The organism is Paenibacillus qinlingensis (genome assembly GCF_031455095.1).
GTDB lineage: Bacteria > Bacillota > Bacilli > Paenibacillales > NBRC-103111 > Paenibacillus_E > Paenibacillus_E qinlingensis_A.
In genome coordinates this window covers 1,042,914-1,055,767 of the sequence record NZ_JAVDSB010000001.1, presented here as the reverse complement: position 1 = coordinate 1,055,767, position 12,854 = coordinate 1,042,914, and the positions used below count along the sequence as shown (strand labels likewise).

Here is a 12,854-nt window from a genome sequence, read left to right as displayed (position 1 = left end):
TGAAACTTTGATCGATATCCAATTACTTCGACATATTCATCTGACTATGATCCATTTGTGTATGATCCATAGAGCTTTCTTTTTTCGTGTCCTTCGTGTCTTTGGTATCTTTCGTATCATGACCAGCACCGTGACCATTGTGAACGGACTGACCATTCGTATATTTGTTTACGATTTGTTCAAAAAGCCCCTCTGGAACCGAAGAGAAATACTTCACGCCAGATTTCCCCGGCATTGCTAGCTCCTCGTAACCTTCTTTGGTTAATTTCGTAGGTACTTTCTTCGTCTTCTCAATGAAGGAATCAAAATCTTCTTTCGAAGTTGCATTCACATCGAATGTCATATCAGCAAAGTGCTCTCCACTGAAATTCGCTCCTGTACCGAAATAATGTCCAATCTCATCTGCTTGCAGGTAGAGTGTCATTGCCATACCAGACATGGTATAAATTTGCCCACCTAACTGTGGAATCCAGAAGGAGTTCATTGGCGCATCAGATGTAAGCTCAAACTTAATCGGTGTATCTTCAGGAATTTGCAAGTAATTTACTGTGGCAATTCCTTGCTCAGGATAGGTAAACAGCCACTTCCAATCAAGTGAAGTCACTTGAATAGTGATTGGTTCTTTATCCGACTTCAAAGGCTTTGAAGGCTCTAATGCGTACGTGTACTTCAACGTAACAACAGCCAATGTGACAATAATGATGATCGGCACAGTCCACCATACAATTTCGAGTGAGGTGCTGTGAGACCAATTGGGTTTATACGATGCCTTATTACTTTTGCTATCGCGATATCGCCATACAATCCAAGCTGTTAGTGCAAGAACTGGAACGAGGATTACCCCGCATAAAATGGTTGCAATCACAATCAAATCTCTTTGCTCAGCACCTACGGGTCCTTTAGGATCCAACACCATAGCTTGGCTGCAGCCAGAAAGTACTACGATGATGGCGACCATCATGAAGAGCATCCCTGCTTGTACAAGCTTTCTCTTCTTCATCCACTTAACCTCCCAATCAACAAATCCTACCTGTTATCAACATATCATCTTGTTCATCAAAGTTCACCATCACAAAGTCAACTTAACAAATACGTCAACGGTTCGACGTAGTAATGTAAAACAAATGTCACAGAACGTTTGTTGACTCTGCTGGAAAAATATGAACAGCAAAAAGCCTTCCAAGTTTTAGACTTGAAAGGCTTGCCTAGTATTCCACCGAACCCTCGTTCTCATTCACCTTTGGCAATATTGCGAGAATGAACCAAATGAATCGCTGTACGAATCACATAAATGTGGACACTACCTACCATGAACCCAATGCCAACCATTAATGTCGTGTTGGTATCACTGAAGCTCTCTAAACTAACTAAGCTAAGAACCAAACCTATAGCAAGCAACGCCCACGCAGCAAACGTCATTAATTTCACTAATGGCATTACATCTCGTTCAACACGTTCAACTGATTTCACGGAAACGGCTCTATTTGACATTGTCATCACAACTCCTGACTTAAATGTAAGTGCTTCATAAATAGTATAACACAAAATCTTAATTTTGTTCATATTTTATTCACACGATGATCAAAATTTGGACAAAATTTTATTGAAATAGAGCCCGAAAACTTACGACTTGACATTACAATTAATTTATGTTATAATTAAATATTTTATTGACTTTATTTAATCCGATAGATATGATATCTCCATGTCTCTCACATTTATCATTCCTAATCGGAGGTTATTGCATGCAAATTTCAGAAGGACTTTATTCCCTTGCCCTGTCGGTTCCTATCATGGGTCAAGTCAATGTCATTCATCCCGCGTTACTCCTAGATGAACAAGGAGCTATTCTTGTGGATACGGGTTTTCCAGGCACACTACCACTCCTGCGCAATACGTTGGAGAACCTAGGTGTCGCTTTATCTAAGCTGGATTCCGTTCTCATTACCCATCAGGATATTGATCATATCGGTGGTCTCCCTTCTCTTCTACAAGCGATAACGCATCCGATAAAAGTGTACGCTTCAGAATTGGAAAAGCCCTATATTCAAGGGGATACCATGTTAATCAAAATAACCCCCGCATCTATCCAAAGTGCTTTAGCGAATTTACCTGCGGACACCACACCTGAGACTCGTGATGCCTTTCGGCGTAACCTTGAGAATCCACCAAAGGCTCCTGTAGATACTATTTTGGAAGATGGGCAAGAAATCGACAGATGCGGTGGCATCGTTGTCATTTTAACACCAGGTCATACTCCAGGGCATTTAAGTCTATATCATAAAAAGAGTAAAACGCTGCTAGCCGCTGATTCCATGGTCGTTGTGGATGGCGTTCTGGAAGGGCCTAAACCAGCCTATTGCTCCGATTACTCTTTAGCTCTTCAATCCCTAAAAAAGTACGCACAATTCGATATCGATCAAGTACTATGCTATCACGGTGGACTTTACACAGATCATGCAAACCAACGAATCGCTGAACTTGCAAACACCCTCAAAGCTTAAATAAAAAGGGCTGACCTTCGTAGATGATCTACGGATAGTCAGCCCTTACTGTTATGTATGATCTACTTCAGAAGTGTATAGCTGCCGATAATGGGAAGTGGCTTGACTTGACCTTGGGCTGCCGCGACAATGCCCAGAATAGCCAAAACAACCAGAGCCAAGTTCGCAATCGGCTGTAGGATCCAACCAATAAACGGAATAATGCCGAGTACGACATTCACAATGACCCATGCTAGGAATAATGTGAGACCTTGATTAGCATGGTAGCCAGCGTACTTAGATTCTTTTGCAGCGATTAATGGGATGAAAAACAAAATGTACGCAAGAATAGCCATTCCCTTGTTACTTTGAATATCTGTGGAATCGTACATGGACAGCACCTCATCTTCTCAGAGTTTACTCTTCCATTATATTCAGAAACCAGCAGCTATTCACTACCCTTTTGGACAAAACTCAAATTATTTTCGCTGCACGAAATTGACCTTCGGTTGATAATTCTCAGGTCTTTGCTCCTGAGAAAGCTTCCCAATCCCGCAGTAATTGCTCCTCACGCTCAGGCTTCAATCCAGCAAGTCTAGCCGCCGCCGGATCACGACTTTGGTCCCACGCCAGTGTATCTCTAACGGTTTCGCCCAGCGGCCTAGTTTTTAATCCCGCTTGGAATGCTTTCGAGTTGTTAAGCTGTAACATGCCGATTAAGCTATCACTTGGCAGCCAAAGCGGCAGCTCCATCCATGGACCCACTTCTTGTGCGATTAAGAATTCTTCCGTCACCCAAATTATTTTCGTCTCGTTGTCTCTAGACCAACAAGCGTTCACGAGCTCTTCCATCGTGTAATCACGGCCACTAGCATGAAAAGTTCCTGTGACGCCTTGCTCAATTAACGCCAATGTCCATGCTGCAAGATCTCGCACATCGATGAACTGAAGTTTTCTTTCTCGCGGCAGTGGAACGACTACGTGCCCCCCTCGCTTCAAGCGAGCTGGCCAGTACGTGAATCGATCTGAAGCGTCGTTCGGACCCACAATGAGACCTGGCCGAATAATGAGCGCTCTCTGTGGGAATGCCTCTTCAACGACCTTTTCACACGCTGCTTTTAGCGCGCCATAACGCTGCCCTGGATCTGCCGCGTCCTCCACGCGTAACACATCAGCGGTTTCATCCAAACCAGCATTCTTTAAATCCGCATAGGCAGAAACGGTTGAAATGAACGTATACTGTTTCGCAAGATGTTTCAATATCTCGGTAGAGGCTGTTACTGATTCAGGCTGATAACCACTCGTATCAATCACCGCGTCCCACTCATAGCCACTCAATTTGGATAAATCGTCATTCCGATCTCCTAGAATGTGTCGAGCTTGCGGGAGGGCATGCGCATCATGCAGACCGCGATGGAATAAGGTCACTTCGTGCCCTTTCGCGAGTGCTTCTTCCGCCAGTGCCCTTCCTAAGAATTTAGTGCCGCCAAGAATGAGGATATTCACACGCGTTCCTCCTTAAGATTCGAATGTAGGTTAATCTTATCTAGAAGCGATCTTGCTATCCGCACCTTATTTTGATCGACGGAATCGCTCACACTGCCATTTTCTCTAACTGCAGTACCTAGGTGAACACTTCGCACCCCTGTTGCACGAACGAATGAAGACAACGTTTCAAGCGTAAGTCCACCACCTGGCAAGATGTTTAAATGGCTTCCGCTAGTCATGTCGTTTAGTAAGCGAATCTGCTCCACCGCTTGAAGCGCACTCGAGGCACCTCCCGATGTGAGTACAGTATGAATTTGTTTATAAGCAAGCAGCAACTGTAATGCTTCTGCTTGTTGCGGCACTTCATCGAAAGCCCGATGGAACGTAACAGGCAAAGTACTAGCCTTTAAAAGAATGTTAAGATTATGGAAATCAATCTTTAATTCAGGTGTTAACACGCCGAATACGAGGGCATTGGCACCTGCTTGCTCAACGTGTTGGATCGAGTCAAGCATAATCGTTATATCTTCTTCTGACATATGAAACGAGCGGGCATGCGGGCGGATCATTACGTTCACAGGTATGGAGACAGAGGAAGTAATTTGATTAACAAGTGCTAATTCAGGTGTTAATCCACCTTGCTGCAAATCTGCAACGAGTTCAATCCGATCTGCGCCGCCAGCCTCTGCTCGCTTGGCATCTAAGAGTGAAGTTGCAATAACTTCTAATAACATAGTTGGAATAACCTCCACATCAATGTATATGCATGCATACTCACTCTATCATAGATGGGGCAACACAAAAAACTCCCTAATCGGAGATTAAGGAGTTGTCATGTTCGTTCGTCTTATGTAAGGTCCTAGATATTCGAAGCTTTCTGCCATTGTTGTTGTTGCACTTCGACAAGCTCCAAATTGGCAAATGATCGACTAAGCTTCAACATTTTCTCCGTTGCTGCTAATTTCGGCAATGGTGCACTCATAGGCTTGCCTTTGTAACATACGATAAACAACAATTTCATCACCTTCGCTTTCTCGGATTATAACGTTTGGTTTGGTTGGCTTTGTTACCTATAAGATTCGAAAGACCCCCTCAGGTTTGAGGGGGTCTTTTCGACAATTCGACAAATTTCGCTTTTATCTTCTAAACGATGGCCAAATCCGATAATTTCGCTTTAACTTCTTCTACGAGTTGAATAGCATCTGCCTTACGATTAACAACATCGATATGGTCCATATCAACGATCAGAACCTCGGAGGCATGATAATGATTCATGACCCAATCATCATAACCTGACCAAAGCTGACGGTAATAATCAACCAACGATTGATCCTGTTCAAAGCTGCGGCCACGAAGTCCGATACGGTGCATAACCGTCTCGAAGGAAGCTTTTAAATACACCATTAAATCAGGTGCTTTCTTTGGAAGTTCTGCCAACTCCGACATCATATTGTCTGCCAAACCTTCGTATACATCGAACTCCAACTGAGAAATACGTCCAAGTTCGCGATTCACTTTCGCAAAATACCAATCCTCATAAATACTTCTATCCAGTACATTACGATTATGTACTAACGCCTGTTTAATGGCCTTAAATCTCGTATTTAAAAAGTGTAATTGCAGGAGAAAAGGATAACGATGTTTCTCGATCTCCTCCGGTGACGCTGTATAAAAAAGCGGTAAAATCGGATTATCATCGACACTCTCATAAAAAACATTCGAATTTAATTCTTGCCCAAGCAAAGTGGATACAGATGTCTTACCAAGACCGATCATTCCCCCAACCACAATCACTGCCATTGACCCCTTTCTCCTTCTACCCAATCATAATTTACCTACTGTCAATTCAGCAAAGCTTACCTATTATACAAGGAATTCAAACGGGAGGGAACCCTCTTTTTTTTCCTTCACGATTACTTATATTTTACAAATTTTTGGAAATCCTCAAAGTAGTGAGCAAATAAAGCCTGATAATGATACAAAAAATTAAAAACACAGTGTGACGATTTCATTTGCCATGCTGTCTCTATTAATAAGTGACTTACAATCCTATCCATAAGACAGAGGTGTATCGATGATTTACGGGACTAAACTACTAGATACGGATTCAGAATTATTTGCCGCAGCTCTAACGAAAACGCCTGTATTTGTATGGTCACTCGATCAGCTAGGCGTGTATTACCAGGTTAATACAGGGATTATCAATAAATACACGCCCGATCACGTACAAGTTTACACTGAAAATAACCCCGAAGTATCCACTTGGTACTCAAGAGAAACATCCGAGTTTAGTATTGCATTCTAAAACATAGGAAAACCGCCGTTTCCGTATCCTTCGGTCGGCGGTTTTTTATTTAGTCAACTTAAGTATCCAAATTGGGCTCGTTCTTATCCGTAGGCAAGTAGACATCAATCGTAGTCCCATAGCCTACTTGACTCTCTATGCTCATTGTTCCTCTGTGCGCTTCTACAATTTTGAAGCACATCATTAAGCCTAATCCAGTCCCTTTTTCCTTCGTCGTATAGAAAGGCTCGCCCAGCTGTTTCATGCGATCCTCTGGAATCCCGCTCCCATTATCTTGTGTCCGCACTCGGATCAAATCTTCTCCATGTAACGAAACGATCATTTTAATCTGTCCATCTTTCGAGATGGCTTCCATCGCATTTTTGATCAAATTAATGAATAATTGTTTCAAATGCATTTCCGAACAAGTAATTTCAGGGATTTCGGATTGAAATTCCAACAACAATTCTACATTGCAAAGGACAGCCTGCGTATCCAACAGCGCAATGACGGATTGCAAAATCGTCTCTAAACTACTTTTCTTATAGGTAATTGCCTCCGGCTTCGCGATCACAAGAAATTCACTTACAATAAAATTAATACGATCCAGTTCGGATAACATAATGTCAAAATAATGTTTCTTGTCTTTCATATCATGCTGCAGCAACTGCAAGAAGCCACGTAGCGAAGTTAACGGATTACGAATTTCATGTGCAAGTCCCGCCGCGAGCTGACCAGCAACGGCAAGCTTGTCTGACTTGCGTAGTAGTTCTTCGGTTTGGTTGCGCTCTGTGATATCTCGAGTAATTGCGGCAAACCCGAAAATCTCACCCTTTTCATTCTTGATCGGGGTTTTTGTAATACTTACATGGATAAGTCGACCATCTTTGCGAAGACGAACAGACTCTTTCCCCGATATCTGCTTCCCTAATCGAAGCTGCTCGTACATTTCTTTGCGTTCATTTTCCAAATAGCTCGGATAAATAGGTAATGTACGACCCATTAATTCTTCTTGACTCCAGCCAAAAATATGTTCATGCGCCGCATTAACGGAGATAACTCTCGCATTCAAATCCAACACACTAATCGCGTCAGATGTGTTATTTATAACAGACTCGAGCAGCTCTTTCGTCTCGCGAAGCTCTATTTCCATCTGTTTCCGTTCCGTAATATTCACGCACGAGCCAATAACCTCAATCATGCGTTCATTCTCCATGATCGGTCGCAAGGAGGTGATGTACGTAATCCCCCGGAATGTCGACTCAAACATGACATTTTCCTCACCGTTCCATGCACGGTGGTAATAGGCCTCTATGGAAGTCGCCAACATCGTTGGCCATATTTCATATAACGTTTTCCCCAGAATGTGAGATGGCTTATAGCCCAACCGATACAAAAGCTCACCGTCACACAAGGTATGAACGTAATTTCCATTGATTTTCCGAAACTTTAACGTCATTCCTTGTTGTCTTCTCACCGTGTCATGAAGATCCTGTTGTGCGATACGCAGCGATTCCCTGTCACGATTGAACTGTGTGATATCTTTCGCAATTAAATACACACCATCCCATTCACCATTCACAATAATGGGTACATTTTTCACGCCTAATTCAATAATTTCTCCATTCGCTTGTTGAAATTTCAACATATAGTTATCATTTCGCAGGTGCATACCTTCTGCTTGAACCAGGTTCGGGTCCTTAGGTTGAAATAAATGATGGATCAATTGTAAGTGCAGTTCATCTTTTGAGTAGCCTAAGATCCGCTCCATGGCTGGATTGGCACCTAGAATGCGTCCCTGTATGTCACAAGTAAGAATACCCGCAGGATTATGTTCGATTAATGACTTATAACGCTGTTCGCTTTCAGCCAATTTTCGTTCCATCTCTGACTGTTCCGAGATTTCTTTCACTTGAACAAGGAAGGCTTGGGGCTCATAGTCTGAATCTCTTACCACAGACATCCGCCAATCTACACACATCATCGCTAAATTCTTATGTTGTATGCGCATGTTCAATTGATAATCTGTCAACGTTCCCACTTGTAGTTTTTCATATGCACTCAGGAAATGCCCCTGTTGAGCAGGCTCTAATAATGCCTTTATATTTGTTGTAAGAAGCTCTGTCTCGGAATATCCAAGCATATCGCACAGACTGCGGTTCAACCTCAACCACTGACCATCAAGCGAAATCAGAGCCATTCCCATTGTAATAAATTCAAAAATCGTATCGAACGAAGGCTCCATTTCCGATTGCTTAGTCATATTTTTATCCCCCATGGTACAGGCTTTGATGTTGCCCATCATCGCTTGATAGATTCGACAATACCCGCACTAATCCTGCCTTTTTACCCCTTTACAGCGAAATTGTTCGCGAAATGTGCCCTAGGGTTTCATCCGTATGTTAGAATATAAAAATCATTAGCTCATACTTAAGGAGGATGCTCCCTTGCCTAATATTTGGACACATCTCATTTTCGGACAAAAAGCGTTGAACCAATTAGGTCATTCATCGATTCTTAACGATAAACAACAGCGGAACATTTTTTCGCTAGGCTGCCAAGGACCTGATTTTCTTTTTTACCACAACTTCCTGCCTTGGAAAAAAGATAAAACTTTAAATGAACTCGGCAGTCTCATGCATAAAGAATCGTGCGGCCCCTTTTTGCTTGATCTGATTCGTCAGGTACAAGGCAGAGGCATTTATAATCCTGCCGTTCTGTACGTGCTCGGATTTATAACGCACCATGTGTTAGATCGTAATTTACACCCTTATGTATTCTATAAGTCAGGCTTCAAGAAATGGGACCATCAACGTTTTGAAATTATCATGGATACCATCTACGCAAAGCATGAACGAAATATTCTAACGTGGAAAACGCCAGTCTGGAAAGAAATATATGTAGGTGAAAAATTCCCACTTGGCATTGTTCCAGCACTTTCCGCTGCAACTGCCATTCATTATCCTGAAATTGCGTCTCAGATGAATGACGCCAACGACTGGGATATCGCCTATTTGGATATGATTCGTGCACAACGTCTATTCCATGATCCTAACGGAATCAAGCGAATATTGACACTTGGTCAAATATCGCCTTTGGTATTTACGAAGAACCCGGCTCCGCTCGATTATTTCAATGAAGCCAAGGCGACTTGGAACTGCCCCACAGATCTAGATGAAACTTACTCTTTTAGTGTATGGGAGCTGTTGGAAACAGCAATGAACGACGCCATTCTTGTGCTTCAAGCTGCTATTCAGGTGTTGCAACGAGGTACGGAAGCAGATTATGACGCTTTACGGGGCGTTCTTGGTAACCGCTCCTATGAAACAGGTAAAGATTGCGACTTACGCTTGCCAATTACTCACGTACAGCCCATTTTATAAAGAGTCCTCACACATTTACAGAACTTACATATAGTATTCGATACCAAACTGCGGTTTAAGTCTATATATGTAAAAAAACCATGAATGATGTCATTCATGGTTTTTCTTGTCTACATATTCGGGATATGCCAGTCGATTGTTGTCACTTCAAGTCGTTTCAGAACCGCATTCACATTAGTAAAAGGTTTGCTGCCAAAGAATCCGCGATACGCAGATAGCGGGCTCGGATGGGCAGAAGTTAGGATCACATGTCTCGTTGCATCGATTAAAGCTGCCTTCGCCTGCGCATGGCTTCCCCATAACACAAAAATGACAGGCTTCTCACGCGCACTTAATGCTCGGATTATTTGATCCGTGAATCGTTCCCACCCTTTTCCCTTATGTGAATTAGGTTGCGCCTCACGGACTGTTAATACGGCATTTAATAAGAGAACGCCTTGTTCCGCCCACGTCTTCAAATATCCATGATCCGGGATGGGGCAGTCAAGATCTGCCGCTAATTCTTTATACATATTACGTAGAGAAGGTGGGATCACCGTCCCAGGTTTCACAGAAAAGCTAAGACCATGAGCTTGGCCGTTGCCATGATAAGGGTCTTGCCCGAGAATGACGACTTTCGTATCCGCAAAGGAGGTCCACTCCAATGCACACAACACTTCATCTTGAGGTGGATAAATCGTCTGCTGCGCATACTCCTCATTCAGAAACTGCTGTAATTCCTGAAAGTACGGTGCTTGAATCTCCTCCGCCAAAATCGTCAACCAATCGTTCGTTAAAGACCTCACGCCGTAGTTCCCCCATCTGTTCATTCCGTGCCTAATGCACCAGTCACAACATCTTTCAGCACGATTTTCCCATCCGTTTCTGTGCCGTCAGCCAGGACTAACTTTAGTTTTGTCGTTTTTCCTTTTTGAACGAGCGCTTGCACCTGCGTGTCTGTTAAGCTTCGTCCGAAGCTTTCCTTCCAAATGACGAAGCTGCAACCTTCTTTGTAATGAGAGCAGCCGTAGCCTTTGCGTCCCATAAAGAGCGAGCCACCGCATCCAGGTCGTGGACAAGTGGCGATAAACGTACTTGCTCCATCGCCTGTCGATTTCTCAGCTGGCGCCTTCTTCTTGGTTGGCGATTTCGTTCCACCTTCACCGCGAGACGTTGGCTTACCTGACGCTGAGCCCCGTTTACCAGTTGCCTCTGGCGCGTTGTCACCTTCGAAATCCGTTTTCGAAGCCCTTGCTTGCTTTCGCACCTTATCCACAATCAGCGTCGCGAATTTTTTCACATTATGCATGAACTGCTCGTCCGACGCTGTCCCACGGGAGATCTCATTCAATCGGCGCTCCCATTGCCCCGTCATCTCCGGGGAAGTCAACAGCTCGATTCCCGCTCCGCGAATCAACTCGACAACCATTCTGCCCTTCTGGGTCAAAATGATTTTCTTCCCTTGCATATCGATGTAGCCAACCTTCTTCAAACGCTCGATGGTCGCTGCCCGTGTTGCAGGTGTACCCAAACCGGAGTCTTTCATCGCATCGCGGAGCTCTTCATCTTCAATCTGTTTCCCCGCGCTCTCCATTGCCTTCAACAAAGTTCCCTCATTAAAATGTTTGGGAGGTTGCGTGTCTTTTTCCTTTACAATCGCATCCGTACATGTGACGTCTCCATTGGCATCTATCGAGAAGGGTTCATTGACTTCGACCTCTTCGTCTTCTTCCTCTTCCTTCTCTTTCCCTTTTGTTGCCTTCGCCTTTTCCTTCTTCTGATCGGCATAAATCACCTTCCAGCCGAGAGACAATAGTTCTTTGACTGTCGTCTTGAACAACTCTTGCTCCACTTCTGTCATAACCGTATGAACCTTGTAGGCTGCTGGCGGGTAAAATTGCGAAAGGAATCGTCTGACGATGAGATCGTACAATTTTTGCTCGTCTGGACTAAGTCCAGATGCTTTCTTATTGGTAGGCAAAATGGCGTGGTGATCTTCTACCTTACTTGGATTACAAATAAATTTGTTATTAATATGAACCAGATTGCGATTCGCACCTTGAACAAGTTCATGATAAGCCGTTCCTTGCAACGCATTAAGCGCCTTATGCATGTCAGGAATATTTTGCTCGGTCACATAGTTGGAATTGGTTCTCGGGTAAGAAATAACTTTATGCTTCTCGTACAAAGCTTGTGCAGTATCCAAGGTCTTCTTGGCTGAAAAGGCATATTTCCCGTTCGCTTCACGTTGCAGTAAAGTTAAATCATATAATTTAAATGGGAATTCTTTCGTTTCCTTGACTTCATAGGATTGGATGCGAGCTGCCTTCCCTTTCACTTTCGCTGCAAGCGCCTGCGCTTTCTCACCATCTGTGAACCGATCACCTTGCCACATGCCGCGATAGGCCGTGTCTCCCTGCGCAAAATGTCCTTCCAATTCATAAAATTTAAGCGAAGAGAACGCCTCAATTTGTTTTTGACGATCATAGATAAGTGCAAGAACCGGTGTTTGAACGCGTCCCACGGACAGCAGTACATTATGCTTCGTCGTGAACGCTCGTGAACCATTCATGCCGATTAACCAATCCGCTTCGCTGCGAGAGCGCGCGGCACGCGTCAGATTCTCGTATTCCGCCCCATCCTTGAGTGTGGCAAAGCCATTGCGAATGGTTTCCGAGGTTAAGTCGGAGATCCAAAGCCGTTTAACTGGCTGATTTAGCCCAAGATGACGTTGAATCAGAGAGAAAATGTGCTGCCCTTCTCGCCCCGCATCGCAGGCGTTAACCAATTGATTACACTTCTTCGCCAACTCCGCAATTACCTTAAGTTGATCATAGGTACGCGGGTTAGGAATCAATTTAAACTCAGCAGGAATGATAGGAAGGTGATTAATATTCCACTTTTTATATTTGTCATCATACTGATCTGGTTCAGCCAATTCTATCAAATGTCCGATTGCCCACGTGATAATATATTGCTCACCTTCAAGATGGGACCTCATATTTTTGGCTTTTGGTTCTATTGCGGCAGCTATGTTTCGCCCCATATCGGGTTTTTCCGCAATAATTAGTGTCTTCAACAGGTTATCGCTCCTTAATTAATATATCTACTCAAAGATGAGAACGAAAACTGCAAACAAAAAAGGCCCGAGTTACTCCCTCTGGACCTTTTAAACAATACTTTCTTAATCCCATTATTATATCATCAGCAGATTCGTAAGTAAATATCAATTCAATG

General features: G+C 43.5%; 13 protein-coding genes. 3 read left to right on the top strand and 10 right to left on the bottom strand.

Going from position 1 to position 12,854, the window contains the following annotated elements:
* Nucleotides 1-22: 22 nt before the first annotated feature.
* Nucleotides 23-1,000 carry a ubiquinol oxidase subunit II gene (gene cyoA / locus J2736_RS04740; protein WP_310224030.1) on the bottom strand — a complete coding sequence of 326 codons (978 nt, stop codon included), beginning with the start codon at nucleotides 998-1,000 and terminating at the stop codon, nucleotides 23-25.
* Between the two features lie 230 nt (nucleotides 1,001-1,230).
* Entirely contained in the window at nucleotides 1,231-1,491 is a 261-nt protein-coding gene (locus J2736_RS04735) for a hypothetical protein (RefSeq protein ID WP_310224028.1), read from the bottom strand.
* Between the two features lie 254 nt (nucleotides 1,492-1,745).
* Here J2736_RS04735 and J2736_RS04730 point away from each other — a divergent pair, with 254 nt between their 5' ends.
* Nucleotides 1,746-2,504 carry an MBL fold metallo-hydrolase gene (locus J2736_RS04730; RefSeq protein WP_310224026.1) on the top strand — a complete coding sequence of 253 codons (759 nt, stop codon included), beginning with the start codon at nucleotides 1,746-1,748 and terminating at the stop codon, nucleotides 2,502-2,504.
* A 62-nt stretch (nucleotides 2,505-2,566) separates the two neighbouring features.
* Here the strand turns inward: J2736_RS04730 and J2736_RS04725 are convergent, their stop codons facing one another.
* From J2736_RS04725 to J2736_RS04705, 5 genes are all read right to left on the bottom strand, one after another.
* A complete protein-coding gene (locus J2736_RS04725; RefSeq protein WP_310224024.1) occupies nucleotides 2,567-2,875 on the bottom strand; it encodes a DUF4870 domain-containing protein in 309 nt (102 codons plus the stop codon).
* A 127-nt stretch (nucleotides 2,876-3,002) separates the two neighbouring features.
* Complete coding sequence (locus J2736_RS04720) at nucleotides 3,003-3,989, bottom strand: NAD-dependent epimerase/dehydratase family protein (protein WP_310224022.1); 987 nt, start codon at nucleotides 3,987-3,989, stop codon at nucleotides 3,003-3,005.
* On the bottom strand, nucleotides 3,986-4,705 hold the full coding sequence (locus tag J2736_RS04715) for a copper homeostasis protein CutC (RefSeq protein WP_310224020.1): 720 nt from the start codon (nucleotides 4,703-4,705) through the stop codon (nucleotides 3,986-3,988). Before J2736_RS04715 ends, J2736_RS04720 begins: the two co-directional genes overlap by 4 nt.
* A gap of 125 nt (nucleotides 4,706-4,830) precedes the next feature.
* Nucleotides 4,831-4,992 carry a hypothetical protein gene (locus J2736_RS04710; protein ID WP_310224019.1) on the bottom strand — a complete coding sequence of 54 codons (162 nt, stop codon included), beginning with the start codon at nucleotides 4,990-4,992 and terminating at the stop codon, nucleotides 4,831-4,833.
* 122 nt (nucleotides 4,993-5,114) lie between these two features.
* Nucleotides 5,115-5,771 (bottom strand): deoxynucleoside kinase, encoded by a 657-nt coding sequence (locus J2736_RS04705; protein WP_310224017.1) that lies wholly within the window; start codon nucleotides 5,769-5,771, stop codon nucleotides 5,115-5,117.
* Between the two features lie 274 nt (nucleotides 5,772-6,045).
* On the opposite strand from J2736_RS04705, the gene J2736_RS04700 reads away from it, so the two are divergent.
* Nucleotides 6,046-6,276, top strand: a complete 231-nt coding sequence (locus tag J2736_RS04700; protein WP_310224015.1) for a hypothetical protein — start codon at nucleotides 6,046-6,048, stop codon at nucleotides 6,274-6,276.
* 58 nt (nucleotides 6,277-6,334) lie between these two features.
* Here the strand turns inward: J2736_RS04700 and J2736_RS04695 are convergent, their stop codons facing one another.
* Nucleotides 6,335-8,518, bottom strand: coding sequence for a PAS domain S-box protein (locus tag J2736_RS04695; RefSeq protein ID WP_310224013.1), 2,184 nt, complete (start codon nucleotides 8,516-8,518; stop codon nucleotides 6,335-6,337).
* Between the two features lie 184 nt (nucleotides 8,519-8,702).
* On the opposite strand from J2736_RS04695, the gene J2736_RS04690 reads away from it, so the two are divergent.
* Nucleotides 8,703-9,638: a zinc dependent phospholipase C family protein gene (locus J2736_RS04690; RefSeq protein WP_310224011.1), complete on the top strand. Its 936-nt coding sequence runs from the start codon at nucleotides 8,703-8,705 to the stop codon at nucleotides 9,636-9,638.
* 110 nt (nucleotides 9,639-9,748) lie between these two features.
* Here the strand turns inward: J2736_RS04690 and J2736_RS04685 are convergent, their stop codons facing one another.
* The gene (locus J2736_RS04685) at nucleotides 9,749-10,447 is read right to left on the bottom strand and encodes a uracil-DNA glycosylase (protein WP_463675853.1); all 699 of its coding nucleotides are present in this window, start codon (nucleotides 10,445-10,447) and stop codon (nucleotides 9,749-9,751) included.
* Complete coding sequence (locus tag J2736_RS04680) at nucleotides 10,444-12,696, bottom strand: type IA DNA topoisomerase (RefSeq protein ID WP_310224007.1); 2,253 nt, start codon at nucleotides 12,694-12,696, stop codon at nucleotides 10,444-10,446. The genes J2736_RS04685 and J2736_RS04680 overlap by 4 nt, the downstream gene beginning before the upstream one ends.
* Nucleotides 12,697-12,854 lie beyond the last annotated feature (158 nt).